The following is a 24,297-nucleotide window of genomic DNA, read 5'->3' on the forward strand; positions in this document are numbered from 1 at the left end:
CGGCGGACCTCGATGATGAGACCGATCGTCGGAGCATCAGCCGACGGAGCGGCCCTGGCCCTCCCAGAACTGTGCCCGCAGAGCCTTCTTGTCCGGCTTTCCGAGAGCGGTGAGAGGCAGCGAGTCGGCGAAGACGACCTGCTTCGGCGACTGGACGGCACCCTTGCGCTCCTTGACCGCGGCCTGGACCGCGGTCGTGATCGCGCCCTTCGCCTCGTCGGAAGCGTCGGCGTCCGGCCGCAGCACGACCACAGCGGTGACCGCCTCTCCCCACTTGTCGTCGGGGGTGCCGATCACGCCGACCTGTGCCACCGCCGGATGCTCGGCGATCACGTCTTCGACCTCACGCGGGAACACGTTGAAGCCGCCGGTGACGATCATGTCCTTGGTGCGGTCGACGATGAACCAGAATCCGTCCTCGTCCTCGCGGGCCACGTCGCCGGTGTGCAGCCAGCCGTCGCGGAACGTCTCCGCGGTCTGCTCGGGAAGGTCGAGGTAGCCGCCTGCCAGCAGCGGGCCGGACACGCAGATCTCTCCCGGCTCGCCCTGCGCCACGGGCTCGCCGTCGGGGCCGGCCAGCTTGGTCCGCAGGAACGCCGACGGGCGCCCACAACTGCCCAAGCGGGCCTTGTCGTGCTCGTCCTTCCGCAGGTAGCTGATGACCATCGGACTCTCGGACTGCCCGTAGTACTGAGCGAAGATCGGGCCGAACCGCTCGATCGCCTCGGCGAGCCGGACGGGATTGATCGGCGATGCGCCGTAGTAGACCGTCTCCAGCGACGACAGGTCGCGCGTACGCGAGTCGGGGTGATCCATCAACGCGTACAGCATCGACGGGACCAGCATGGTGGCGCTGATCCGTTCCCGCTCGATCGTCGCGAGGACTTCGGCCGGGTCGAACTTGGGGAGCACGATCATGGTGCCGCCCTTGATCAGGGTCGGGACGAAGAACGCGGCGCCCGCGTGCGACAGCGGCGTGCACATCAGGAACCGCGGCCGCTCGGGCCACTCCCATTCGGCGAGCTGGATCTGCGTCATCGTCGACATGGCGCGGGCGGTTCCGACGACGCCCTTCGGCTTGCCCGTGGTGCCGCCGGTGTAGGTGATCGAGACGACGTGCTCGGGGTCGAGGACCTTCGCGGTCAGCGGGCGCACCGGATACTCGGCGGCTGCGGCGATGACGTCCACCGCGGAGCCGACGAGCGCATCGGGCACCGGTCCGAGCGTGAGGATCTGCGTCAGACTCTCGACCTTCTCGAGCAGGGCGACGGCCCGGTCGACGAACATCGGCACCGGGTCGATGATCAGCGTCGAGACCCCGGCGTCGGAGAGGACGTAGGCGTGATCGTCCAACGATCCGAGGGGATGCAACGCGGTCCGCCGCCAGCCCTGCGTCTGGCCCGCGCCGATGACGAACAGGACTTCCGGGCGGTTCAGCGCGAGGAGGCCGACAGCGGTTCCTGTTCCCGAGCCGAGCCCTTCGCACGCCTGCACGTACTGGCTGATCGCGTCGGCCATCTGACGTCCGGTGAGTTCGACGCCGCCGAGCTGCAGGACCGGGCTGGTCGCGTGCCGTTTGAGGGCGGCGACCATGAGATCACCGAGGTGCACGGGCGTGTGCAGCAGCTCGTCGGCTGCCAGGACAGACTGTTCTCCACTCATGAGATCCACACTAGAACGTGTTCTAACTTTGCGAAAGGCGTGCCGCTCGACTCGTCGCGAAAGGGCCGGATGACGTGCATGTTAGGACTCGGAAAACTACTCGTCGGTAGACGTGCAGGTAACCGAAGAAGCGTGTAACTATCGGTGACATGACTGATGTAGACCAGGCCACGACCCGACGCGACATCACCGACGCCCTGCTCAAGGCATTCGAGCGTAGGCACGACGTCCTGGACGCGATATTCGACGCCGACGATCGCGATTCGGCAGCCGACGCGATCGCGACCCTGCTCGACACGTCTCGCCAGGGTGTCGACGCGGTCCTGCACATGTCTCTGGACCAGCTGACCAAGGAGTCGCGCCGTAGGAATCAGGCGGCGCTCGACGACCTGAACTCGGAACTGACCTTCACCCTGTCCGATCGCCCGGCCAGCGGAGGGGACTCGCTCGACCTGCGTCCGTTCTCGTCGACGGACGACGCGGACATCTTCGCCGAACGCACCGCGGAGCAGGGTGTCGCGGGCGACGGATCGGGCGCTCCGGCGGGTGAGCTCGGCGACGAGATCTCGAAGGCGGCCGACCGCGTGGACGCCGAGGACGCGGTGTGGCTCGTCGCGGTCGACAACGATCAGAAGGTCGGCATCGTGTTCGGCGAACTGTCCGACGGCATCGTCGACGTCCGCATCTGGATCCGTCCGGACAGTCGCAAGAAGGGCTACGGCGTCTCTGCCCTGCGCCGCTCCCGCAGCGAGCTCGCCGCCTACTTCCCCGGCGTCCCCCTCACCATCCGCGCCCCCGGCGCCACCGCCTGACCTCCCATCCGCACGTCGCGGAGACGATGAAGGCCGGACCCCCTCGGGATCCGGCCTTCATTCATTTCCACACTTGATCAAGCTCGCCACTCACGCCGGACCAGGCGGTCGTGGATATTCTCCCGACGAGCCCTCCGCAGCGCGCGAGGCGACAGCCGAGCCCGCGAGGACTGCCGAGGAGGGAGAATCTCCGCGACCGCCGACCCAACGACAAACGGACACGAAATAGAGGTCAGCGAGCGCCGTACGCCTTCACTTGTGCAGGCGACTCGGCGATGAGACCACGAACGACGTCACCCAGCTCGGACGGCTCCCAGCGGGCACCCTTGTCCTTGCTCGCGGCGCGCTGCCAGCCGTCGAGCACGGTGACCGTTCCGCCTTCCACTTCGAAGAGCCGACCGGTCACGTCGCCGGATTCGGCGGAGGCGAGCCAGACGACGAGCGGCGAGATGTTGGCGGGGTCCATGACGTCGAATGAGCCGTCGGCGGGAGCGGCCATCTGTGCGGCCATCGCGTCGCCTGCTCCGAGGGTCATCTGGGTGCGGGCGGCGGGGGCGATGCCGTTGACGGTGATCCCGTATCCGCCGAGCTCGGCCGCGGCCTGGATGGTGAGTTCGGCGATGGCCGCCTTGGCCGCGGCGTAGTTGCCCTGGCCGACGGAGCCGAAGATCCCCGCACCCGACGACGTGTTGATGATGCGGGCTTGCGGAGTGTTTCCGGCCTTGGCCTGTGCGCGCCAGTATTCGGTGGCATGGCGCAGCATCACGAAGTGTCCTTTGAGGTGGACTCGGACGACGGCGTCCCACTCGTCTTCGCTGAGGGAGACGAGCATGCGATCACGCAGGAAGCCCGCGTTGTTGACGAGGGCGTCGAGTCGTCCGAAGGTGTCGACGGCGGTCTTGACGATGGCGGCCCCGGTGTCCCAGTCGGCGACGTCGCCTGCTGCGACGACCGCCTCACCCCCGGCCGCGACGATCTCGTCGACCACCGATGCGGCGGAGTCTGCGGCGTAGTCGTTGACGACCACTTTGGCGCCGTCTGCGGCGAAGGCGAGCGCGTGCGCTCGTCCGATTCCCTGTCCCGCGCCCGTCACGATGACGACACGGCCGGTGTTGATGCTGGTCATGTGGGTTCTCTTTCTGTTCAGACCTGATTGTCGGTGTTGCCCGCGGACAGGAACGCGGGCTTCTCGCCGCCGCCGTGGACGGTGAGGGTGGAGCCGGTGATGTACGACGCGAGCGGCGAGAGCAGGAATGCGACGGCGTTGCCGACGTCGGACGGTTGGGCGAGACGGCCCATCGGAATGGTCCGACCGACGGCGGCGACGCCGTCGGCGTCGCCGAAGTGCAGGTGCGACTGTTCGGTCTCGATGGGACCGCAGATCACGGAGTTGAGACGGACCGACGGCGCCCATTCGACGGCCAGCGATTCGGTCACGTTGTCCAGACCCGCCTTGGCCGCGCCGTACGCGGACGTGCCGGGCGACGGGCGGTGACCGCTGACGCTCGACACGTTGACGATTGCTCCGCCGCCGTCCTGACCTGCCATCACCGCATGTGCGGCGCGCGAGACGATGATCGGCGCGAGCAGGTTGAGCTCGAGGATCTTCTGCGTGAAGCGGTCGGACGCGTCGGCGGCGAGCGCGAACGGCGATCCGCCCGCGTTGTTGACGACGCCGTCGAGCCGTCCGTGTCTCTCGACGATGGCGGCGATCATCGCGGCGACGGCGTCGGAATCGCGGACGTCGCACGAGTGGAATTCTCGGGTCGAGCCGTCGACGGGGCGTCGTGCGCATACCACGGGCGTGGCTCCGAGGTTCTCGAGCACGTCCGCGATTCCGGCTCCGACGCCGCGGACACCACCGGTGACCAGGACGATTCGCCCGGCGAGGCCCAGCTCTACGGGCGTGTGCACTGCTTCAGACATGGTGCTACCCTACCAAACAACCAAGCATTTGCTTGGGTGAGACAACGTTAGGAGCAGGTGTGCCGATCACCACGGCCCGCGCCGAATCGGGCATCGTCACCGTCACGGTCGACTTCCCGCCGGTCAACGCACTGCCGAGTGCAGCGTGGTTCCAACTGGCCGACGAGATCCTCGCCGCCGGGAATCACCCCGAGACCACCGTCGTGATCCTGCGCGCGGAGGGCCGCGGCTTCAACGCGGGCGTCGACATCAAGGAGATGCAGGCCACCACCGGCTTCGACGCCCTCGTCAACGCCAACAAGGGCTGCGCCGCGGCGTTCTCCGCCGTCTACGACTGCGCCGTCCCCGTAATCGTCGCCGTCAACGGCTTCTGCGTCGGCGGCGGCATCGGCCTGGTCGGCAACGCCGACGTGATCGTCGCGTCCGACGACGCCGTCTTCGGACTCCCCGAGGTGGACCGCGGCGCGCTCGGCGCGGCCACCCACCTCGCGCGTCTGGTCCCCCAGCACATGATGCGGACGCTGTACTACACCGCGCAGAACGTGACCGCGCAGCAGTTGGTCCACTTCGGTTCGGTCTACAAGGCCGTCCCCCGCGAGGAACTGCTGGAGACCGCCCTCGAGGTGGCCCGCAAGATCGACGCCAAGGACACGCGTGTGATCCGCGCCGCGAAGGCCGCGATCAACAACATCGACCCCGTCGACGTGAAGACGAGCTACCTGCTCGAACAGCGCTACACGTACGAACTGAACCTGGCCGGCGTCGCCGACGAGCACCGCGATGCGTACGTCGAGACCGGCAAGACCCTGAAGGAGAAGTGACCGTGGCAACCGACAAGACGAGCACACTCGACGACGTCGTCGCCGAGCTGCGCGACGGCATGACGATCGGCATCGGCGGCTGGGGCTCGCGGCGCAAGCCGATGGCCCTCGTCCGTGCGATCGCCCGCAGCGACGTCAAGGATCTCACCGTCGTGACATACGGCGGAGCCGACCTCGGTCTGCTGTGCGCGACGGGCAAGGTCCGTCGCGCCTACTACGGCTTCGTGTCCCTCGACTCGGCGCCGTTCTACGACCCGTGGTTCGCCAAGGCCCGCACCTCCGGCTCCATCGAGGCCCGCGAGATGGACGAGGGCATGGTCAAGTGCGGCCTCGAAGCCGCGGCCGCCCGCCTGCCGTTCCTCCCGATCCGCGCCGGTCTCGGCTCGGACGTCCTGAACTTCTGGGAGGGCGAGCTCAAGACGATCGAGTCGCCGTACGCCGACGCCGACGGCCGCACGCAGACCCTCGTCGCGATGCCTGCCCTCAAGCTCGACGCCGCGTTCGTCCACCTGGACGTCGCCGACGCCCACGGCAACGCGGGCTACACCGGTGTCGACCCGTACTTCGACGACCTGTACCTGGCCGCCGCCGAGCGTCGCTACCTCGAGGTCGACCGTCTCGTCACCACCGAAGAACTGGTCGCCGAACTGCCCAACCAACGGCTGATCGTGAACCGGATGAACGTCGACCGCGTCGTCCACGCACCGAACGGCGCGCACTTCACCTTCGCGGGCGGCTACGGCCGCGACGAGGCGTTCCAGCGCTTCTACGTCGAATCGGCCGGTTCCGACGACACGTGGGCCGCTTTCACGACCCGGTTCCTCGACGTCGACGAGGCCACCTACCAGAACGAAGTCACCAAGTGGCAGGCCGAGCAGGAGGAAGCCAAGTGAGCACCCCTGATAGCACCAACACCGAGATCACCCGCGCCGAGTACTGCGTCACCGCGTGCGCCGACATCTTCACCGGCGCGGGCGAGATCATGGCGTCGCCGATGGCCCCGACTCCGCTGCTCGGCGCGCGCCTGGCACGCTTGACCACCGAGCAGGACCTGTTGATCACCGACGGTGAGGCGCTGATCCTCGCCGACACCCCCGCCATCGGCAAGGTCGGCCCGACCGAGGGCTGGATGCCGTTCCGCAAGGTGTTCGACGTGGTCGCCTCCGGGCGTCGCCACGTGGTGATGGGCGCCAACCAGATCGACCGCTTCGGCAACCAGAACCTGTCGGCTTTCGGCCCGCTGCAGCACCCGACCCGCCAGATGTTCGGCGTCCGCGGGGCTCCCGGCAACACCATCAATCACCCCACCAGCTACTGGGTGGCCCGCCACAGCTCGCGCGTGTTCGTCGACGACGTCGACATCGTGTCGGGTGTCGGCTTCGACAAGGTCGACGAGCGCAACCCCGCGTTCGACTCGCTGAACATCCACCGCGTCGTCACCAACCTCGGCGTGTTCGACTTCAACGGTCCGGGCCACACGATGCAGGCCCTGTCGCTGCATCCCGGCGTCACGGCCGACGAGGTCGCCGAGAACACGAGTTTCCCGATCGCGGGCCTCGACAACGCACCCGTCACCGCAACCCCCACCGACGAGCAGCTCCGCATCATCCGCGAGGTCCTCGACCCCAAGGGTGTCCGCAACCGCGAGGTGAAGTGACCGTGACCGCTCCCGCACTGAACACGCGATTCACCGAACTCGTCGGGGTCAAGTACCCGATCGTGCAGACCGGCATGGGCTGGGTGTCCGGCCCGTCGCTGACCGCGGCCACCGCGAACGCGGGCGGCCTCGGCATCCTCGCGTCTGCGACGATGACGTACGACGAACTCGAGTTCGCGATCAAGAAGACCAAGAGCCTCACCGACAAGCCGTTCGGCGTCAACCTGCGCGCCGACGCGACCGATGCGAACGAGCGAGTCGACCTCATGATCCGTGAGGGCGTCAAGGTCGCATCGTTCGCGCTCGCGCCGAAGAAGGAGCTGATCGCCAAGCTCAAGGACCACGGCCTCGCCGTGATCCCGTCGATCGGCGCTGCCAAGCACGCGGTGAAAGTCGCCTCGTGGGGCGCGGATGCCGTCATCGTCCAGGGCGGCGAAGGCGGCGGCCACACCGGTCCCGTCGCCACCACGCTCCTGCTCCCGTCGGTCGTCGACGCCCTCGGCGGTGCGGGCCAGACGTCGATCCCCGTCGTCGCCGCGGGTGGATTCTTCGACGGACGCGGACTCGTCGCCGCCCTCGGCTACGGCGCCGACGGCGTCGCGATGGGCACCCGCTTCCTGCTGACCTCCGACTCGGCAGTCCCCGACAGCGTCAAACAGGAGTACCTGCAGCGGACGCTCAACGACACCGTCGTCTCCCTCAAGGTCGACGGCATGCCGCACCGCGTCCTGCGTACGGAGCTCGTCAACGCCCTCGAATCCGGCTCGCGCGCCAAGGCCCTCCTCGCCGCCGCCCGCAACGCCAACGAGTTCAAGCAGATGACCGGCATGCGCTGGACCACCATGCTCCGCGACGGGGCATCGATGAAGAAGTCCGGCGAGCGCACCTGGCAGCAGATCATCATGGCGGGCAACACCCCCATGCTGCTCAAGGCCGGCCTCGTCGACGGCAACACCGAGGCTGGAGTTCTCGCGTCCGGCCAGGTGGTGGGCATGATCTCCGATCTGCCCTCCTGCGACGAGCTGATCCAGTCGATCATGTCGCAGGCCCACGAGCGTCTGGATGCTTTGGCCGCGCTTCGGTAGTCGGCCAGTGTGCCGAACCGTTAGTCCGTTGCACAAATGGTCGTACCTCCATGGTGGTTGAGCCGGCCCGGAGCGATAGCGAAGGGCCGAGTCGAAACCTGGTGAGGTCGGCCCGAACTCGGTGACAGCGTCAAATGAAGTCAATGGTGACGCCTGTTTCGTGGTGACGATTCGACAGTAGCCGGGATGCAGTTCCAGCGAATGTCACCGGGTTTCGACGCGGGCCTCCGCTATCGCTCCGGTCCGGCTCAACCACCATGTGCATGTGAATACTTATTCAACGGACTAACGGTTCGGGGCACTACAACTAGGGCAGCACGACGCCTGATCTACAACCGCTCGGGCAGGCCCGCCATCGCGAACAGCTCTGTCTCGAAGAACGCGCCCACGTGCACCAGTTCGCCGTCGACGAACGTCAGCACGTCGAGCTGGAACGGCAGCCAGACGTCGCCGTCTCGCATGTACATGCCCGCGGCGGGCTGACCGTTGCACGTCGTGGGCACCATCTTGATGTCGCCCGCGGCCTTCGCCGGACACTGGGTGAGAGTGAGGACGCCGATCTCCGCCGCGCCGCGGTACCAGCCGGGGAACGGCGGCATCTCCCACACGGCGTCGGCGGCCAGAACCTGCACCAGACCGTCGATGTCGTGATCTTCGAACGCGCGGCAGAACTCCGCGAACACCTCGCGCTCATGGTCGGTCAGTTCGACGGCGCGCCTGCCGTCGCGGACCGCGCCGTCGCCGATCGTCTTGCGTGCGCGAGACAGCGCACTGTTCGCGGAGGCGACCGTCACGTCGAGCATGCCGGCCGTCTCCGCGGCGCTGAACGCGAGGACGTCACGGAGGATCAGCACCGCCCGCTGGCTGGCGGGCAGGTCTTGCATGGCGGCGACCATCGCCAGTCCGACGTTCTCGCGCGCGGCGACGGCGTCGGCCGGATCGCCGAGCGCGGCGTCGGGCAACGGCTGCATCCACAGACGTTCGGTGTCGGCGACGACGGGCACCCGAGGGTCCGACGACTCCGTCCCCAGCCCCGTCGGGAGCGGCCGCCGTGCGCGGCCGTCGAGTGCCGTGATGCACGTGTTGGTCGCGATCCGATACATCCATGTCCGGACGGACGACCGCCCCTCGAAACGGTGAAACGCCTGCCAAGCACGCAGGTAGACGTCCTGCAAGACGTCCTCGGCGTCGGTCGCCGAACCGAGCATCCGGTAGCAGTGCGCGAGCAGTTCGGCCCGCATGCCGCCAGTCGCGGCCTCGAAGTCGCGGTCGTCCGTCATCGTCGTCGGTCTCCTACTGCTTGTCGGCCTGCTGCGCGACGTACTCCTCCGGGCCGGCCTCCGCCGCGGCGGGGTCCATCCACATGATCTCCCAGCCGTGACCGTCGAGATCGTAAAACGACCGACCGTACATGAAACCGTGGTCCTCGGTGTCGCCCGCGGCGGCTCCGGCGGCCATGGCCTTGTCGACTAGCCCGTTCACCTCGTCACGGCTCTCCGCGCTGAGGCAGGTGATGGCGGTGGGCGCCGACGTCGGGTCTCCGGCGGTGCGCCCGGGGATGAACGTCTCGAAGAAGTCGCGGCGCAGGAGCATCGCCACGATCGCATCGCCGAGCACGAGGGCGGCGGCGTTGTCGTCGGAGAACCGGTCGTCGAACGTGTACCCGATCGCGGTGAAGAACTCCCGCGAACGGGCGAGGTCGGCGACGGGCAGGTTCACGAAGATCATCTTGTGCATGGGAGCCTCCAGGGTCTGCGGTCTCGGCTTGTCGAGGCCGTCACAGATATAGACCGTCGTGCTCGCTCGAACTGATCGGTCGGGTGAGAAACAGTTCGAGATGCCGTCGCCCCTACGACGAGCCCGGCCCGGAAGACTGTGTCAGCGCGCCCATTTGGTGACGTCGATGATCGACGGCGCGTCGTCGGGGACGGACAGCACCTCGATCTCGTCGCCCGCGGTGATCGTTCCCCGCTTCACCACGCGAAGGTAGGGGCCGAGGCGTCGGGATTCGCCGAACCGGTTGACCCAACCGTCACCGTCGACGCCCATGCGGCGGGCGAACGTCTGACACGGTATCCGCGGCGACGTCACTTCGACGATCACCTTGTCCCCGATGCGCCACTGCTCACCGATCCGCGCGGCGTTCACATCGATGCCGACGGTGCGAATGTTCTCGCCGAAGAAGCCGGGCGGGATGTCGCGTCGGAGTTCGTCGGCCCAATGGTCGACGTCCTCCTGCGCGTACACGTACAACGCTTTGTCGAGGCCGCCGTGATGTTTGCGATCGGCTTGGACATCGGCGTACACGCCGTAGTCGCCGATCCGGACCGGTCCGTCGACCGGTCGCTTGTCGATGGCTGTCACACCCACCTGCCCCTCGTCCGGAAGCAGTCCGTGGACGACGCAGATGTGCGTGACGTGGGGCATGGACGTCATCGTACCCAGGGCGGTCAGGACGACGCGGCGAGTATTCCGCGGGGATCGAACGTCACATCGACCTCGGTGATCAGACCGTCGGCGACGCGCGTCCAGTTGGCTACCGCAGTGGCCGGAGCACTGCTCATTCCGAGGTCGAACCAGGTGATGACGTCGGTGTCGTCGGCGATCCGTTTGCGGATGACGAGCGAGTCGGTGCTCGCAGCCATCCCGTTCAGCCCGCGGAGGAACTCGTCCGGTCCGTTCGCGACACCGAAGACGCCGGTGAAGGTGCAGTCGGGCGCGAGGTACGGCGCGAGGTCGGTGAAGTCCTTCCGAGCCCAGCAGTCGAAGTAGACGGCGGCGATGTCTGTGGGTGTTGTTGTCATGACTCCACTCTCCCGCCCCGCTTCCCAGCTGTCCAACAGATGGTTCTTCTTGCTACTAGCATTCTTGGTTATGGAGCTTCATCAGTTGAGGTACCTCGTCGCCGTGGCCGACCATGGATCGTTCACCGCCGCCGCGGCGAGTCTGCATGTGAGCCAATCCGGCGTGTCCGCGCAGGTGGCCAAGCTCGAACACGAGGTCGGCCACCGTCTTCTCGACCGTTCGGCAAGGTCGGTGCGGCTGACCGACGCGGGGTCGGAGATCCTGCCGCACGCCCGCGCGGCGCTCGCCTGCGTGTCGTCGATCGGGGCCGTCGCCGACGAACTGGCAGGCGTCGTCCGGGGTTCGCTGCGCATGGGGACGGTCATCGGCTGCACAATCCCCGGCTACCTCGCGGGATTCGCCGACTTCCGCCGGATGCATCCGGGCGTCCGCGTGTCGGTGATCGAGGACAACTCCGACAGGCTGATCGCGGACCTCGCAGCCGGCCTGCTCGACGTCGCACTCGTCGCCCATACCGGCCCGCTGCCCGACGGCGTCGACGGGTGGACGCTGATCCGCGAACCGTTGACGGCCGTCGTCCCGAACGATCACGAATGGGCCGGCAGGACGTCGGTGAGCTGCGCCGATCTCGCCGAGACGACGGTCCTGAGCCTACCCGTCGGCACGGGTGTGCGGTCGGCGCTGGCGTCGACCTGCGCGGCCGAGCACGTCGACGTGCAGCCCGATGTCGCCGCCCACTCGCCCGACTCGATCCTGTCGCTCGTCGAACTCGGGAGCGGCGTGGGAGTGCTGACCGCATCCATGACCGCCCGACCCGGGCTCGTCGCCGTCCCCGTCGCCCGGTCGACACGGACGATGCTGTCACTCGCCACCGGCGCCGGGCCGTCGGCGGCCGCCCGTGCGATGACGGGCGTGCTCCAGGCGCGGCTATCCTGACCGCGAGGCGACGACGAACGACGCTGCCGAGCACACCGCGCACACGCCGATCACAATCGCCATCGGCAGGGCGCTCGACGGCCCACCGATCCCGGCGAGCGGCGGGACGATTGATCCCACGGTGAACTGCAGCGTCCCGAGCAGGGCCGATCCCGAACCCGCGCGGTCGCGGACCTCGCCGATCGCCAGCGCCGTCGCATTGCCCGCGATGAGCCCGAACGACGCGGACAGCGCGAACATCAGCACAAGCATGGGGATGCGGACTCCAGAGGCCACGACGGACACGACGATCATCGCCGTCCCGACCACGAACAGCCCGCCGACACCGACCGTCAGAATCCGCTGCGGCCGCACTCGCCCGACCAGCCGCGAGTTGAGCCAGCTCGCGAGGACGATGCCCATCGCATTGGTCGCGAACAGCATCGAGAAGACGCCGGGCGAGAAGCCCATCAAGTCTTGCAGGACGAACGGCGATGCCGAGATGTACGCGAACAGGGCGCCGAATCCGAACGCGAATGTGAGGACGTAGCCGAGGTATCGGCGTCGCCTCGCCACGGCGACGACGTTCCCGACGACGGTCCGCACGTGCATCGGATGCCTGCGCTCCACCGGCAGCGTCTCGGGGACGAATCGCCATACGGCCAGGAGCATCAGGGCGGCGAGTCCGGTGAGGACGTAGAACACGCCGCGCCATCCGATGGGCCCGACGAGGGATCCTCCGATCAGCGGCGCCACGACCGGTGCGGCACTGCTGATGATCATCATGAGACTGAAGAGCTTGGCCGCCACATCACCGGTCGCACGGTCGGCGATCACGGCACGTGCCACCACGACGCCGACCCCGCCGGTCACACCCTGCACGAAGCGGAACGCGATGAGGACCACCACGGACGGTGCGAGCGCGCACACCAGTCCCGCGACGGTCAGCAGCACCGTGCCGATCAGCATCGGCCGACGGCGACCCGCCGCGTCCGACAGCGGCCCCACCAGCAGCTGCCCGAGCGCGAGGCCGAGCATGAACGTGGTGAGTGTGAGCTGCACGGTCGACGCGGACGCGCCGAGGTCGTCGCCGACCCTCGGCAGACCCGGAAGGTACATGTCGATAGCGAGCGGCGCGATGCCCGACAGCAACGCGAGCGTCAGGAGCATCGGCGTCGGGATGGACCTCGGCTCGACGTCCGGTGCAGCGTTCGACATGGTCTTCGACGCTACCGGTAACGTTCCGATCGTGGATTTCACCCTGCTCCGTCGACATCCCGACGTCGACGGTCCCGGGCTCGCGGCGTCCGACGCCGCCGACCGTCTGATCCTCGACGAGGCCGCCGAGCTCCTGGCCGCGGCGCCCGCGGGTTCGGTGTCGGTGATCGACGACGCCTACGGCGCCCTGGCGCTCGGTTCCGGCGCCGCGGGCGTCCGTGTGCATCAGGACCTGATCACCGGCGAGCGGGCCCTGGCCGCCAACGCGGCGGCCCTCGGTGTCACCGACGTGAGGTCACTGACGTTCGGCCCCGACGTGGTCGACGGGGCGCGCGTGGTGCTGATGCGGCTGCCGCGGTCGCTCGACCGTCTCGCGGAGGTCGCGGCGTTGATCGCCGAGCATGCCGATCCCGACGTCGTCGTGGTCGCGGGCGGCCGGATCAAGCACATGTCGACCGCCATGAACGACGTGCTCTGCGAGTTCTTCGACCGCGTCGACGTCAGCCATGCCCGGCAGAAGTCGCGCGTCTTGTTCGCGCGCGGTCCGCGCGCGACTGCCGCTCCGCGGTGGCCCCGCCTGGAGGCCCATCCCGAGTTGACCGTCGCCGCGCACGGCGGCGCGTTCGCGGGCACCCGGATCGACATCGGGACGCGGCTGCTGCTGACCGTGCTCGACGACGCTCCCACCGCCGGGACCGCCGTCGACCTCGCATGCGGCACCGGGGTGATCGCGACGGCGCTCGCCCGCCGCGGCCTCGAGGTGCTGGCGACCGACCGGTCGGCGGTGGCGGCACGGTCGGCGCGAGCCACCGCCGCGGCGAACGGCGTCGCCGATCTGGTGCGCGTCGAGCAGGCCGACGGCCTCGAGAACGTGACTCCCCGATCGCAGGAACTCGTCGTCCTGAACCCGCCTTTCCACAGCGACGCCGCCCTGTCGACGGGCATCGCTCATCACCTCTTCGGCGACGCCGCCCGCGCCCTCGCACCCAGCGGTGAGCTGTGGTGCGTGTGGAACTCGCATCTGCGGTACCGAGGCGCGCTGGAACGGATCGTCGGTCCCACGCGACAGATCGTGCGGAACTCGAAGTTCACGGTCACCGCGTCGGTTCGTCGTGAAACAGTCGACTGATGGACGTCTCCGAACTCATCGACCGCTACGAGATCACCGCACTGATGACCGCGTACACACGCGCCGTCGACACCCGCTCGTGGGACGCGTTGGACGCCGTGTTCTCCGACGACGCCGTCCTCGACTATTCGTCACCTGGCGGACCGGTCGGCCCGCTCTCCGAAGCGAAGACGTTCATCCGCAGCCTCGAAGGCTTCACCCGCTGGCAGCACATGCTCGGCCAGGTGGACCTCACGTATGCGACCGACTCGGCGTCCGGCACCACCTACTTCTACAACCCGATGATCGCGACCCGCGCGGACGGCGCCGAACAGTTGTGGGAGGTCGGCGGCTACTACCATTTCGACGCAGTCCGCACCCCCGACGGATGGCGTCTGTCGAAGCTCGTCGACGACATCGTCTGGACTCGGGTCGCCCCCTAGTGTCCCAAACCTCTAGTCCGTTGCATAAATGATTGCATCAGTATGCTGGTTGAGCCGGGTCGGAGCGATAGCGGAGGGCCGAGTCGAACCCGGCGACATTCGCTGGAACTGCAGTCAGACTACTGTCGAATCGTCACCACGAAACTTGGCTTGACCAGCCATTTTATCGAACCCTGCCACCAACTTCCAGCCGACCTCACCAGGTTTCGACACGGCCCTCCGCTGGCGCTCCGGTCCGGCTCAACCACCAATGGGGTGCGAATACTTATTCAACGGATTAGCGGTTCGCGGCACTAGGCTCGCCCGGTCAGCCGCGCCGCATACCGCGGTACACGCGGTTGTACGCTTCCTGCGGCATCAGCTCGGGCTCGGCGATGAGCGGGCCACCGTTGAGGTACCGCGTACGCATCACCGTCGCCCGCTTGTAGCGGCGCAGCACTGTGACCTCGGTATAGGCGATCTCGGGCGGGAACTTGTCCGAATGCGGTCCGATGTACGAGAACCCGTGCTCGCGGAAGATCAGCTCCTGGGATCCGCCAGTCTTCAGCATCCGCCGACTCGCGACTACCCCGATCAGCGGCACCGCGATGACCAGCGACGCCGTGATCCCGAGTCCGACGAATCCGTAGACCGGATCGACAAGGGCGATCACCGAATACACGAGGATGCTGAAGGCGAGCAGGCCTGCCAGCAGCGGACGCCGAAGCGTCTCCGGCAGGAGCACCGTCAGTGAGATCAGCAACGTCTCCCGAAGGTTCCAGTCTTCAGGCTCGGCGTCCTGCCGGTACCCGAGCTCCCCCACCGTCTCCGAATCCATCGACACCCTTCCCCCTTTATGTCGTCAATGACGGTATCGGACGCATCTCGACTGCGATCGACGACCCGGGAAAGCCATCCCCGAATCCTCACGCGACGACGCGGAGGTCAGCGCGGGAGGATGCCGTCGAGGACGATGGAGAGGTACTGGTCGGCGATCTGCTCGACGGACTTCGCTCCGCCCGGGCGATACCAGCGGACGGCGACCCAGACGGTGTCGCGCATGAAGCGGTAGACGAGGTCGACGTCGAGGTCCGGACGGAAGTCGCCTTCGACCACGCCGCGTCGCAACACCGACGCCCACAGCTCGCGGTTCTCGCGGTTGCGCTCGTCGATGTAGGCGAAACGCTCCTGACCCGCCAGTTGACGGGCCTCGTTCTGGTAGATGGCGACGGCCGTGTGCCTGGCGTCGATCGCCTCGAACGACGCGATCACCAGTTGACGCAGCGTCTCCGACGCACTCATGCCCGCCGCGTCGATCTCGCGGTACCGCGCGAACAGGGCGTCGAGGAAGCCGCGGAGCAGTTCGTCTACCATCGACTCCTTGGAGTCGAAGTGGTGATACAGGCTCCCCGACAGGATTCCGGCGGTGTCCGCGATGTCGCGGACCGTCGTCGACCGGAGGCCGCGTTCGGCGAACAGTTCACCGGCGATGCCGAGCAGTTCATCGCGTCGGGTCGAACCCGACGTCGTCGTCTTCGACGCCACCTTGCCTCCTCATAAAGCAACTACACCCACCCTAGCAAGTGCTTGGTTGTTTTCTTCCCCTCGACTGCGCTCGGGAGCGGGAGACGCGACGGCCGATCGAGGGAACCGGAAACACGACGGGCCGCCCGCGAATGCGGACGGCCCGTCGAAGAGTGGAGTGGGATCAGCGCTTGGCCGACTTGCGGCTGGCGCGGCCCTGGATGAAGTTCCACATCTTCATCTGGGCGTTCGTCAGGCGGGTGTCGCTCTTGGTGAACGGAGCGGAGACGAGCTCGGCGAACTTGATCGGCATCGTCGAGACGGTGACCGCACGAGCATGGCTGAACGTGTCGAAACCGAACTTGCCGTGGTAGTTGCCCATGCCCGAGCGTCCGACGCCGCCGAACGGAAGACCGTGCGAGAGCAGGTGCAGCGCGAAGTCGTTGCCGCTGATCGACCCGCTGCGGGTGTTGTCGGCGACGCGCTTGAGGTTCTCGTTGTCGTCACCGACCCAGTACAGGGTGAGCGGGTGACCGGCCGAGTTGATCTTGTCGATCGCCTCCGACAGGTTGCGGTACGGGTACACGGTGAGGACCGGGCCGAAGACCTCGTCCTCTTCGATCTTCATACCGGCCTTGACACCGGTCAGGAGGGTCGGCGGGATCTTCCGCGCGTCGGCGTTCGGCAGCGCCTCGCCCGCGGGGATCACCTGATGCTTCGTGGCGCCGAGTTCGACGGCGTCGTCGATCAGGCCGGTGATGCGCGTGTAGTTCTTCTCGTTGATCGTCGACGTGTACTGGTCGTTGGTGAGGATCGTCGGGAAGTTCTTGGTCCAGCGGGCGACGACCTTCTCGGTGAACTCGCCGACCTTGCTCTCCGGCACGAACACATAGTCCGGGCACAGGCACACCTGACCGCCGTTGATCATGCGGGCGTCGGCGATGAAGTTCGCGGCCTCGGTGATGTCCTGGGTGGCGTCGACGATCACCGGGTTCTTGCCGCCGAGTTCCAGCGTCACCGGGATCAGGTTCTTCGCGGCCTCCTGCGCGACCGACGCGCCGACCTCGGGTGAACCGGTGAAGAACATGTGGTCGACCTTCAACTTCGCGAAATCGGAGCCGCCGCCGTGCGCGGAGGTGACCACGGCGAGTTCCTCGATCGAGAAGTAGTCGGGGGCGACGCGGGCGATCACCGCGGTCGTCTTGGCGGTGATCGACGACGGGCGCAGCAGCACGCGGTTGCCCGCGGCGAACGCCGAGCCCGCGGGGACGATCGTCAGCTGCAGCGGGAAGTTCCAGGGGCCCATGATGCCGACCACGCCGAGCGGGTCGTGGCGCAGGCGCTGCTTGTAGCCGAGCGCCCCCTGGATCTTGGAGACGTTGGTCTCCTTCATCCACTTCTCGGCGGAACGACGCTGGTGAGTGAGGTCGATGAGGCAGCCTGCGACGTCGGTGGCGATCGACAGTTCACGCGGGCGGGTGCCGAAGTCCTCGTTGAGGGCCGCGGTGATCTCGTCGGCGTTGTCGAGCAGCATCTGTCCGAGGCGGTTGATCCGGTCGACGCGGGTCGCCGCGTCCGGGATGCCGTCACGCAGGAAGGCGGCCTTCTGGATCTCGAGCAGTTCGGTCAGGCTGTGCGACTCCGACGACACCTTGTCGCCGGCGCGCACCGGGGTTTCTGCAGGCTTGGTCATTCGACCCTCCACTTCACAATCGAACCGCTCGGATGAGACGAATTCTTGAGGTCATTCCATACTAACCATCAGGTGGCTTGAATCACAGTGCCAGCATCAGTGAACTTATAGTGCTCCAGCGGGAAGCGTCGATTGGTCCACGAGGCCTCGATCGTCGTCGACGCGCGGAACGGCACGTCGCCGTTGGCGGTGAAGTAGTAGCTGTTCGCCCCGCCGCACGAGGGGTCGGCGAACACCTGACCGTCCTTGCGCGCGAGAACGCCCGACATGTACTCCTCCTGCGCTGTCTCGGTCACCTCGATCACCGGGGTCCCACGGCGTCGAGCCTCCCGGAGCACGCGCACGATGTGGGCGGCGCTGTTCTCCACGAGCGTGAAGAACGACGCACCGTTGTACCCGTACGGCCCGAACACGGCGAAGATGTTCGGGAACCCGACGGTCGAGACGCCCTGATACGAGTGGAAGCGCGTCGCCTCCCAATGATCCGCGAGGTCGACACCGCCCGGCCCGAGCACCGTGTAGCTCGGCAGTGCGTCCTTGTCGGTCACCTTGAACCCGGTCGCCAGGATCAGCACGTCGAGTTCGTGCACGGTGCCGTCCACGGTCCGGATGCCCTCGGCCGTGATCTCCTCGATCGAGTCGGTGACGAGCGCGACGTCGTCGCGGTTGAACGTCGACAGGTACGAATTGTGGAAACTCGGCCGCTTGCAGCCGAGCGCGTACGTCGGGAGCAGCTTCTCCCGCGTCCGGGGATCGCGCACCTGCGAGGCCATGTACTTGCGCGCGGACGCCGCGGCGACGCCCGCGACCGGGACCCGCTTGTGGAAATGGGCGGCGATCGGGAACGTGACCTCGACGTACGCCTGACTCGCCAGGCGCAGCGCGCCCTTCACTCCGGGCAGACGCATCGCCGACCGCAGGGGGCGCGGCAGGGCGACGTCGAGCTTCGGCAGACACCAGATCGGAGTCCGCTGGAACACCGTGAGATGCCCGGTGATCGGCGCGATCTCCGGGATCACCTGGACCGCGGTGGCGCCGGTGCCGATGATGCCGACCCTCTTGCCCGCGAGATCGACCGAGTGATCCCATCGGCTGGTGTGCATCGTGACGCCGGCGAACGAGTCGAGCCCGGGGATGTCCGGCGACTTCGGCTGACTCAGCGGGCCGCCCGCGTGGACCAACGTCCGCGCGGTGATCGGCCCCCGCGACGTCTCCACCTGCCAGGTCGCCGCCTCCTCGTCGTACGTCGCCGACTGGACGCGGGTGGAGAACTGCATCTGGGACGCCAGACGGTACTTGTCGACGCAGTGCTCGGCGTACGCCTTCAGCTCACGTCCGGGCGCATAGCTCCGCGACCAGTCGGACTCCTGCTCGAACGAGAACTGGTAGCTGAACGACGGGATGTCCACCGCCACACTGGGATAGGTGTTCCAATGCCACACTCCGCCGGGACCATCCGCGTCGTCGACGATCAGGAAGTCGTCGAACCCCGCGTCACGCAGCGCGATGGCCGTTCCGATGCCGGAGAAGCCCGCCCCGACGATGAGTGTGTCCGTGAGTATCGCCATCGGTGAACCATGTCACCGATCGCGACGTTCTGCAACGGGTTCTAGTGTCGCCGCTGGCGACAGCCCGCGCAGCCGCCGCCAGAGCGAGCCACGTCAAACCATCCTGCCCAGTGAGCAAGCACGCACGGGCATCCGCGAGTTCTTCTATCGAACTTACATACTAGACTATTGTGATGAATGACATATTGGCGTAGAGTGGAGATAACGAAGGAAACAGACACCCGGCCAAGGAGGTGGACACCATGACGAACATCGAACTCCCCGACAACCCTCTGGACCTCGTGCGGCTACAGGACGAGGTCGCGCAGAAGCTCGCCGCGGTGTCCCTGGCCGGGCTGTCGGACCGGGAGCTGCTCGTGGCCTCCGAGGTCAATGAGCGGTCCAACCGCCGCGGTGTCGGTGTGGATGCGAGGCTGTTCGCCGAGGTCTCCCAGCGTGGTGCGTACCGTCTGGCAGGGTCGCAGATGCCGGGCAAGTACCTCGAAGGGCAGCTGCGGTTGTCGGTGCGGGCCCGTAAACAGCGCACCGATGCGGCGTTGAGTCTGAGCTCGCTGGTCGCCTTCTCCGGTGAACCACTCGACCCGACGCTCCCGGCCACTGCAGGCGCCGTGGCCGACGGGGACCTCTCCCTCGACCACGTTGCGGAGATCGTCGACGTCATCGACGCGATCCCGGCGGCGATCCCCGCCGATGTGAAGGGCCGCGCCGAAGCCGAACTCGCCGGCGTAGCGCGGACGTTGACTCCCGAGCAGACCCGGACCGCGGGCAAGCGGATTCTGGCCCACCTCGACCCCGACGGCGAGTTGACCGACGACACCGACCGGGCCCGTACCCGCGGTGTGACTCTGGCGCCGCAGGACCGGCGGCTCATGTCGGCGATCAGCGCGAAACTGACCCCGGCGGCCCGCGCCAAACTTGAGGCACTGCTCGTATTGTGGGCGGCTCCCGGGATGAACAATCCCGACGACGAGCAGTCCCCGTCCGGATCATCGGCCAATGTCGACCCCGAGGCGCTCGCTGCGGCCGCCGAGCGGGACACCCGGTCCCAGTCGCAGCGCAATCACGATGCACTGGAGGCGATGTGGACGTTCCTCATCGCCAACGGCGGTCTGGGCGAGGGCACCTCATTGTCGTCGCAGTTGGTGGTGACCGCATCGCTGGACGATCTCGAAGCTCGTACCGGTGTCGCGACTACCGCCACCGGGACTCGTCTGCCGGTCAAAGATCTCGTCGAGATCGCGGCCGACGCGACCCCGTGGTTGGAAGTATTCGCGAACGCCTCAGCACAGGTCCTGTACCTCGGGCGCGGCAAACGCCTCGCGTCCCGGGCTCAGCGCCTGGCCCTGTTCGGCCGCGATCGTGGCTGCACCGCGCCGGGCTGCACTGTCCCGTGGTCGAAGACCCAGGCCCATCACATGCCCGACTGGCAAGACGGCGGCCCGACCGATATCGATCACCTCGGAGGTGCGTGCGGCGGCCACAACAGGTCGGTCTCGACGAAACCTGGCGGATGGGAGACCACCATCCTGCAGACCGGGCCCTTCACAGGCCGGGTCGGGTGGCGACCCACCGGCTCGAACGAGCCGTGGAAGGTCAATCACGCCCTGCAGCCGGAGAAGATCCTCCCCACCTTCGGCGATCGGGTCACCGAATCCGGATCGGCCGTCGAGAAATGGCTCGCCTGCCGAATCCCGGCCCCACCACCGGGGCCACCCGTCCCGCCGGGGACGGACGTGGTGCGGTACCCCGCCTGACAAGGTCAGGCGGGGACACCGTCATGCACTCACATCGAACCCGAGACGACCGCCGGGACCGTCAGCCGAGGCGCTCGATGATGGTGACGTTGGCGGTGCCGCCGCCTTCGCACATCGTCTGCAGGCCGTAGCGGCCGCCCGTGCGTTCGAGTTCGTTGAGCAACGTCGCGAACAGCTTGGCGCCGGTCGCACCGAGAGGGTGACCGAGGGCGATGCCGCCGCCGTTCGGGTTGACGCGTGCCGGGTCGGCTCCGGTCTCCTTGAGCCAGGCGAGGACGACCGGCGCGAAGGCCTCGTTGATCTCGACGACGTCGATGTCGTCGATGCTCATGCCGGTCTTCTCCAGCGCCCACTTCGTGGCCGGGATCGGCGCGGACAGCATCATCACCGGGTCGTCGCCGCGCACGGACATGTGGTGGATGCGGGCGCGCGGGGTGAGCCCGTACTGCTTGAGCGCCTTCTCCGACACGACGAGCGTGGCCGACGATCCGTCGCAGATCTGCGACGCGACGGCCGCGGTGAGGTCCGAGCCCTCGGCCAGGACGTTCAGCGAGGCCATCTTCTCCAGGGTGGTCTCACGCGGGCACTCGTCGACCACGGCATCGCCGAGCGGGACGTACTCGTTGTCGAAACGACCGGCTGCGATCGCAGCCTTCGCCCGCTGGTGACTCTGCAGCGACCACTCCTCCATGTCGAGGCGGCTGATGTCCCACTTCTTCGCCATCATGTCGGCGCCGACGAACTGGCTGATCTCGGCATCGCCGAACCGCTTGTTCCAGCCGACCGACTCGGCGGTCGGCGTGGTGAAGCCAAGCTCCTGCCCCGCGATCATCGCCTGGCTGATCGGGATGGCGCTCATGTTCTGGACACCACCGGCGACGACGACGTCCTGTGTCCCGCTCATCACGGCCTGAGCGGCGAAATGGATGGCCTGCTGGCTCGACCCGCACTGACGATCGACGGTGGTTCCGGGGACGCCGAGCGGCATGCCCGCGGTGAGCCACGCCGTGCGTGCGATGTTGCCTGCCTGCGGTCCGACGGTGTCGACGCAGCCGAAGATCACGTCGTCGACAACCTCGGGGTCGATGCCGGTGCGTTCGACGATCGCCGAGATGACGTGGGCGCCGAGGTCGGCGGGGTGGACGGCGGCGAGCGATCCGCCGCGCTTGCCGACGGGCGTGCGGACGGCGTCGACGATGTAGGCCTGGGGTGCGGTCATGATGTTCCTCCGGGAGTTATGCGCGCTGGCTGGAGATCGAGACGATCTCGCCGGTCAGGTAGGTGGTGTAGTCGCTGGCGAGCATCGCGATGGTGGCGGCGATCTCCCAGACCTCGGCGGCCCGGCCGTACGCCTCACGCGAGGCGAGCTCGTCGAGCAGTTCGTCGGAGGTGACCTTCGCCAGGAACGGGTGACGGGCGATCGACGGGGCGACGGCGTTGATGCGGACGCCGTAGTCGGCGGCCTCTACGGCCGAACAGCGAGTGAGCGCCATGACGCCCGCCTTCGCGGCGGCGTAGTGGGCCTGACCTCGCTGGGCACGCCAGCCGAGGACCGACGCGTTGTTCACCAGAATTCCGCCGTGGCCTGCATCGCGGAAGTAGCGCAGGGCCGCGCGCGTGGCGCGGAACGTGCTCGTCAGCGTGATGTCGACGACGCGGTCCCACTGCTCGTCGGTCATGTCGGCGACCGGCGTCTCGCCGCCGAGTCCCGCGTTGTTGACGAGGACGTCGATGCGGCCGAGCTTGTCCGCGGCGGCCGCGATCAGGGCGTCGACCTGTTCGGTGGACGACACATCACAGACATGGGACGTCACTCGCTCGGCGCCGAACTCGGCGGCGAGCTTCTCGACGGTCTCGCCGAGGCGACGCTCGTGGAAATCGGAGACGAGGACGTCGCCGCCCTCGAGCAGCACGCGACGAGCCGTGGCGAAGCCGATGCCCGTGCCCGCGGCTGCGGTGACGACGACCTTCTTGCCCTTGAGCAGGTCGTGGCCGCCGATCTCCTCGGGCGGAGTGGCGAGCGGGGATGTGGTCATGGACGTGCCTCTCGGGGAAGGCCGAGGACGCGCTCGGCGATGATGTTGCGCTGGACTTCGTTGGAGCCGCCGTAGATGGTGTCAGCGCGGGTGAACAGGAGCAGACGCTGCCATTCGTCCAGTTCGACGTTCTCCGGGTCGGTGATGTCGTTGACGCGGCCCTCGGTGGTCGCGGGTGGACCGATCAACGACGGGGCTCCGGCGACGGCGACGGCGAGTTCGCCGAGATCGCGGTGCCAGTTGCCCCACAGCAGCTTGGTGACCGACGCCGCGCCCGCCTCGGAGACGATGTCGCCGGCGAGGGTTCGTCGGGCATTGGCCTCCATCACCGCCAGGCCAACCTTCGCGCGGCGCAGACGCGAGGCGATCTCCGGGTCAGCGGCGCTGCCGTTGCGCTCGGCGAGGTCGACGAGCTCGTCGAGTTCCCGTCGGAAACCGACCTGCTGGCCGAGCGTGGAGACGCCGCGCTCGAACTGCAGCAGGCCCATCGCGACCTTCCAGCCGTCACCGGGCTCACCGACTATGAGGTCGGCATCGGTCCTGGCGTCGTCGAAGAACACCTCGTTGAACTCGGAGGTTCCGGTGATCTGCTGGATCGGCCGGATGGTAACGCCGTCGGCGTCGAGCGGCACGAGCAGGAAGCTGAGGCCCTTGTGGCGACTCGAGCCCTTCTCCGTGCGCGCGATGACGAAGCACCACTGCGAGAGGTGCGCGAGCGACGTCCAGATCTTCTGACCGTTGATCACCCACTGGCCGTCGTCGAGGACCGCGGACGTCGCCACGCCCGCGAGGTCGCTGCCCGCACCCGGCTCGGAGTAGCCCTGCGCCCACAGTTCGGTGACGTCGACGATGTGCGGGAGGAACCGCGCCTGCTGTTCGGGGGTTCCGTATTCGATGAGCGTCGGGCCGAGGAGCTCCTCACCGAGGTGATTCACGCGCGCGGGCGCATCGGCGCGCGCATACTCCTGGTGGAAGATGATCCGTTGCTCGATCGTCGCGCCACGACCGCCGTGTTCGACGGGCCAGCCGAGGCAGGTCCAGCCCGACTTCGCGAGGTGTCGGTCCCATTCGAGGCGCTCGGCGAAGAACTCGTGCTCGCTGCCGGGGCCGCCGCGACCGCGGAGGGCCGCGAAGTCGCCGACGAGGTTGTCGGTGAGCCAGTCGCGGACGGCCTGCGCGAAGACGGTTGCCGCATCGGGCGTGCGTTCCGCCCATTCGCCGAGGTCGACGGCCCGATCGGCGAGGTTGATCGTCGTCATGATCGCTAGCTTAACCTACCAAGCATTTGCTA

The 24,297-nt window shown here is 67.6% G+C and carries 24 protein-coding genes; 9 read left to right on the plus strand and 15 right to left on the minus strand.

Annotated elements, in window-relative coordinates; all coding sequences use genetic code 11:
- Positions 1–36: 36 nt before the first annotated feature.
- Entirely contained in the window at positions 37–1,662 is a 1,626-nt protein-coding gene (fadD8, locus tag GYB83_RS02035; RefSeq protein WP_161893916.1) for a fatty-acid--CoA ligase FadD8, read from the minus strand.
- A 149-nt stretch (positions 1,663–1,811) separates the two neighbouring features.
- On the opposite strand from fadD8, the gene GYB83_RS02040 reads away from it, so the two are divergent.
- Complete coding sequence (locus GYB83_RS02040) at positions 1,812–2,474, plus strand: GNAT family N-acetyltransferase (RefSeq protein ID WP_161893917.1); 663 nt, start codon at positions 1,812–1,814, stop codon at positions 2,472–2,474.
- Between the two features lie 232 nt (positions 2,475–2,706).
- Here the strand turns inward: GYB83_RS02040 and GYB83_RS02045 are convergent, their stop codons facing one another.
- Positions 2,707–3,600 carry an SDR family oxidoreductase gene (locus tag GYB83_RS02045; protein ID WP_161893918.1) on the minus strand — a complete coding sequence of 298 codons (894 nt, stop codon included), beginning with the start codon at positions 3,598–3,600 and terminating at the stop codon, positions 2,707–2,709.
- Between the two features lie 17 nt (positions 3,601–3,617).
- Positions 3,618–4,400: an SDR family oxidoreductase gene (locus tag GYB83_RS02050; protein ID WP_161893919.1), complete on the minus strand. Its 783-nt coding sequence runs from the start codon at positions 4,398–4,400 to the stop codon at positions 3,618–3,620.
- Between the two features lie 59 nt (positions 4,401–4,459).
- Between GYB83_RS02050 and echA20 the strand changes: the two genes are divergently transcribed.
- From echA20 to GYB83_RS02070, 4 genes are read left to right on the plus strand one after another with little or no spacing between them, the layout of a single operon-like run.
- Positions 4,460–5,221 carry a (7aS)-7a-methyl-1,5-dioxo-2,3,5,6,7,7a-hexahydro-1H-indene-carboxyl-CoA hydrolase gene (echA20, locus tag GYB83_RS02055; RefSeq protein ID WP_161893920.1) on the plus strand — a complete coding sequence of 254 codons (762 nt, stop codon included), beginning with the start codon at positions 4,460–4,462 and terminating at the stop codon, positions 5,219–5,221.
- A 2-nt stretch (positions 5,222–5,223) separates the two neighbouring features.
- Positions 5,224–6,114 (plus strand): CoA transferase subunit A, encoded by an 891-nt coding sequence (locus GYB83_RS02060; protein WP_161893921.1) that lies wholly within the window; start codon positions 5,224–5,226, stop codon positions 6,112–6,114.
- Positions 6,111–6,878 carry a CoA-transferase subunit beta gene (locus GYB83_RS02065; RefSeq protein WP_161893922.1) on the plus strand — a complete coding sequence of 256 codons (768 nt, stop codon included), beginning with the start codon at positions 6,111–6,113 and terminating at the stop codon, positions 6,876–6,878. The genes GYB83_RS02060 and GYB83_RS02065 overlap by 4 nt, the downstream gene beginning before the upstream one ends.
- Before the next feature lie 2 nt (positions 6,879–6,880).
- Complete coding sequence (locus GYB83_RS02070) at positions 6,881–7,963, plus strand: NAD(P)H-dependent flavin oxidoreductase (protein ID WP_161893923.1); 1,083 nt, start codon at positions 6,881–6,883, stop codon at positions 7,961–7,963.
- Positions 7,964–8,292: 329 nt separating this feature from the next.
- Here the strand turns inward: GYB83_RS02070 and GYB83_RS02075 are convergent, their stop codons facing one another.
- From GYB83_RS02075 to GYB83_RS02090, 4 genes are all read right to left on the minus strand, one after another.
- Complete coding sequence (locus GYB83_RS02075; RefSeq protein ID WP_161893924.1) at positions 8,293–9,243, minus strand: sigma-70 family RNA polymerase sigma factor; 951 nt, start codon at positions 9,241–9,243, stop codon at positions 8,293–8,295.
- A 13-nt stretch (positions 9,244–9,256) separates the two neighbouring features.
- Positions 9,257–9,700, minus strand: coding sequence for a VOC family protein (locus GYB83_RS02080; RefSeq protein ID WP_161893925.1), 444 nt, complete (start codon positions 9,698–9,700; stop codon positions 9,257–9,259).
- 141 nt (positions 9,701–9,841) lie between these two features.
- Entirely contained in the window at positions 9,842–10,390 is a 549-nt protein-coding gene (locus GYB83_RS02085; protein ID WP_161893926.1) for an MOSC domain-containing protein, read from the minus strand.
- 23 nt (positions 10,391–10,413) lie between these two features.
- Positions 10,414–10,767, minus strand: coding sequence for a nuclear transport factor 2 family protein (locus tag GYB83_RS02090; protein ID WP_161893927.1), 354 nt, complete (start codon positions 10,765–10,767; stop codon positions 10,414–10,416).
- Between the two features lie 70 nt (positions 10,768–10,837).
- On the opposite strand from GYB83_RS02090, the gene GYB83_RS02095 reads away from it, so the two are divergent.
- Complete coding sequence (locus tag GYB83_RS02095) at positions 10,838–11,704, plus strand: LysR family transcriptional regulator (RefSeq protein WP_161893928.1); 867 nt, start codon at positions 10,838–10,840, stop codon at positions 11,702–11,704.
- Here GYB83_RS02095 and GYB83_RS02100 read toward each other — a convergent pair.
- Positions 11,696–12,901 (minus strand): multidrug effflux MFS transporter, encoded by a 1,206-nt coding sequence (locus GYB83_RS02100; RefSeq protein ID WP_228461132.1) that lies wholly within the window; start codon positions 12,899–12,901, stop codon positions 11,696–11,698. The genes GYB83_RS02095 and GYB83_RS02100 overlap by 9 nt on opposite strands.
- A gap of 31 nt (positions 12,902–12,932) precedes the next feature.
- On the opposite strand from GYB83_RS02100, the gene GYB83_RS02105 reads away from it, so the two are divergent.
- A complete protein-coding gene (locus GYB83_RS02105; RefSeq protein WP_228461133.1) occupies positions 12,933–14,030 on the plus strand; it encodes a class I SAM-dependent methyltransferase in 1,098 nt (365 codons plus the stop codon).
- On the plus strand, positions 14,030–14,452 hold the full coding sequence (locus GYB83_RS02110; protein ID WP_161893930.1) for a nuclear transport factor 2 family protein: 423 nt from the start codon (positions 14,030–14,032) through the stop codon (positions 14,450–14,452). The genes GYB83_RS02105 and GYB83_RS02110 overlap by 1 nt, the downstream gene beginning before the upstream one ends.
- 307 nt (positions 14,453–14,759) lie before the next feature.
- Here the strand turns inward: GYB83_RS02110 and GYB83_RS02115 are convergent, their stop codons facing one another.
- From GYB83_RS02115 to GYB83_RS02130, 4 genes are all read right to left on the minus strand, one after another.
- Positions 14,760–15,275, minus strand: coding sequence for a hypothetical protein (locus tag GYB83_RS02115; protein WP_161893931.1), 516 nt, complete (start codon positions 15,273–15,275; stop codon positions 14,760–14,762).
- Positions 15,276–15,376: 101 nt separating this feature from the next.
- Positions 15,377–15,976, minus strand: a complete 600-nt coding sequence (locus GYB83_RS02120; RefSeq protein ID WP_161893932.1) for a TetR/AcrR family transcriptional regulator — start codon at positions 15,974–15,976, stop codon at positions 15,377–15,379.
- A gap of 163 nt (positions 15,977–16,139) precedes the next feature.
- On the minus strand, positions 16,140–17,648 hold the full coding sequence (locus GYB83_RS02125; protein ID WP_161893933.1) for an aldehyde dehydrogenase family protein: 1,509 nt from the start codon (positions 17,646–17,648) through the stop codon (positions 16,140–16,142).
- Between the two features lie 68 nt (positions 17,649–17,716).
- Positions 17,717–19,216, minus strand: coding sequence for a flavin-containing monooxygenase (locus GYB83_RS02130; protein ID WP_161893934.1), 1,500 nt, complete (start codon positions 19,214–19,216; stop codon positions 17,717–17,719).
- A 242-nt stretch (positions 19,217–19,458) separates the two neighbouring features.
- Here GYB83_RS02130 and GYB83_RS02135 point away from each other — a divergent pair, with 242 nt between their 5' ends.
- Positions 19,459–20,970 carry an HNH endonuclease signature motif containing protein gene (locus GYB83_RS02135; RefSeq protein ID WP_161893935.1) on the plus strand — a complete coding sequence of 504 codons (1,512 nt, stop codon included), beginning with the start codon at positions 19,459–19,461 and terminating at the stop codon, positions 20,968–20,970.
- Between the two features lie 61 nt (positions 20,971–21,031).
- On the opposite strand, the gene GYB83_RS02140 is transcribed toward GYB83_RS02135, so the two are convergent.
- Genes GYB83_RS02140 through GYB83_RS02150 form a run of 3 tightly spaced genes read right to left on the minus strand, consistent with a single transcriptional unit; the run spans position 21,032 to position 24,265 of the window.
- The gene (locus tag GYB83_RS02140; RefSeq protein WP_161893936.1) at positions 21,032–22,189 is read right to left on the minus strand and encodes an acetyl-CoA C-acetyltransferase; all 1,158 of its coding nucleotides are present in this window, start codon (positions 22,187–22,189) and stop codon (positions 21,032–21,034) included.
- 16 nt (positions 22,190–22,205) lie between these two features.
- A complete protein-coding gene (locus GYB83_RS02145) occupies positions 22,206–23,006 on the minus strand; it encodes an SDR family oxidoreductase (RefSeq protein ID WP_161893937.1) in 801 nt (266 codons plus the stop codon).
- Entirely contained in the window at positions 23,003–24,265 is a 1,263-nt protein-coding gene (locus GYB83_RS02150) for an acyl-CoA dehydrogenase family protein (protein WP_161893938.1), read from the minus strand. The genes GYB83_RS02145 and GYB83_RS02150 overlap by 4 nt, the downstream gene beginning before the upstream one ends.
- Between the last annotated feature and the right edge of the window lie 32 nt (positions 24,266–24,297).

It is taken from the genome of Gordonia spumicola, assembly GCF_009932475.1.
In the GTDB taxonomy this organism is placed as follows: domain Bacteria; phylum Actinomycetota; class Actinomycetes; order Mycobacteriales; family Mycobacteriaceae; genus Gordonia; species Gordonia spumicola.

Excerpts from the sequence above, each read along its gene's own strand:
- fadD8 (WP_161893916.1), bottom strand. The coding sequence starts at position 1,662 with ATGAGTGGAGAACAGTCTGTCCTGGCAGCCGACGAGCTGCTGCACACG.
- GYB83_RS02040 (WP_161893917.1), top strand. The coding sequence starts at position 1,812 with ATGACTGATGTAGACCAGGCCACGACCCGACGCGACATCACCGACGCC.
- GYB83_RS02045 (WP_161893918.1), bottom strand. The coding sequence starts at position 3,600 with ATGACCAGCATCAACACCGGCCGTGTCGTCATCGTGACGGGCGCGGGA.
- GYB83_RS02050 (WP_161893919.1), bottom strand. The coding sequence starts at position 4,400 with ATGTCTGAAGCAGTGCACACGCCCGTAGAGCTGGGCCTCGCCGGGCGA.
- GYB83_RS02075 (WP_161893924.1), bottom strand. The coding sequence starts at position 9,243 with ATGACGGACGACCGCGACTTCGAGGCCGCGACTGGCGGCATGCGGGCC.
- GYB83_RS02080 (WP_161893925.1), bottom strand. The coding sequence starts at position 9,700 with ATGCACAAGATGATCTTCGTGAACCTGCCCGTCGCCGACCTCGCCCGT.
- GYB83_RS02085 (WP_161893926.1), bottom strand. The coding sequence starts at position 10,390 with ATGCCCCACGTCACGCACATCTGCGTCGTCCACGGACTGCTTCCGGAC.
- GYB83_RS02090 (WP_161893927.1), bottom strand. The coding sequence starts at position 10,767 with ATGACAACAACACCCACAGACATCGCCGCCGTCTACTTCGACTGCTGG.
- GYB83_RS02095 (WP_161893928.1), top strand. The coding sequence starts at position 10,838 with ATGGAGCTTCATCAGTTGAGGTACCTCGTCGCCGTGGCCGACCATGGA.
- GYB83_RS02100 (WP_228461132.1), bottom strand. The coding sequence starts at position 12,901 with ATGTCGAACGCTGCACCGGACGTCGAGCCGAGGTCCATCCCGACGCCG.
- GYB83_RS02110 (WP_161893930.1), top strand. The coding sequence starts at position 14,030 with ATGGACGTCTCCGAACTCATCGACCGCTACGAGATCACCGCACTGATG.
- GYB83_RS02125 (WP_161893933.1), bottom strand. The coding sequence starts at position 17,648 with ATGACCAAGCCTGCAGAAACCCCGGTGCGCGCCGGCGACAAGGTGTCG.
- GYB83_RS02130 (WP_161893934.1), bottom strand. The coding sequence starts at position 19,216 with ATGGCGATACTCACGGACACACTCATCGTCGGGGCGGGCTTCTCCGGC.
- GYB83_RS02135 (WP_161893935.1), top strand. The coding sequence starts at position 19,459 with ATGACGAACATCGAACTCCCCGACAACCCTCTGGACCTCGTGCGGCTA.
- GYB83_RS02140 (WP_161893936.1), bottom strand. The coding sequence starts at position 22,189 with ATGACCGCACCCCAGGCCTACATCGTCGACGCCGTCCGCACGCCCGTC.
- GYB83_RS02145 (WP_161893937.1), bottom strand. The coding sequence starts at position 23,006 with ATGACCACATCCCCGCTCGCCACTCCGCCCGAGGAGATCGGCGGCCAC.
- GYB83_RS02150 (WP_161893938.1), bottom strand. The coding sequence starts at position 24,265 with ATGACGACGATCAACCTCGCCGATCGGGCCGTCGACCTCGGCGAATGG.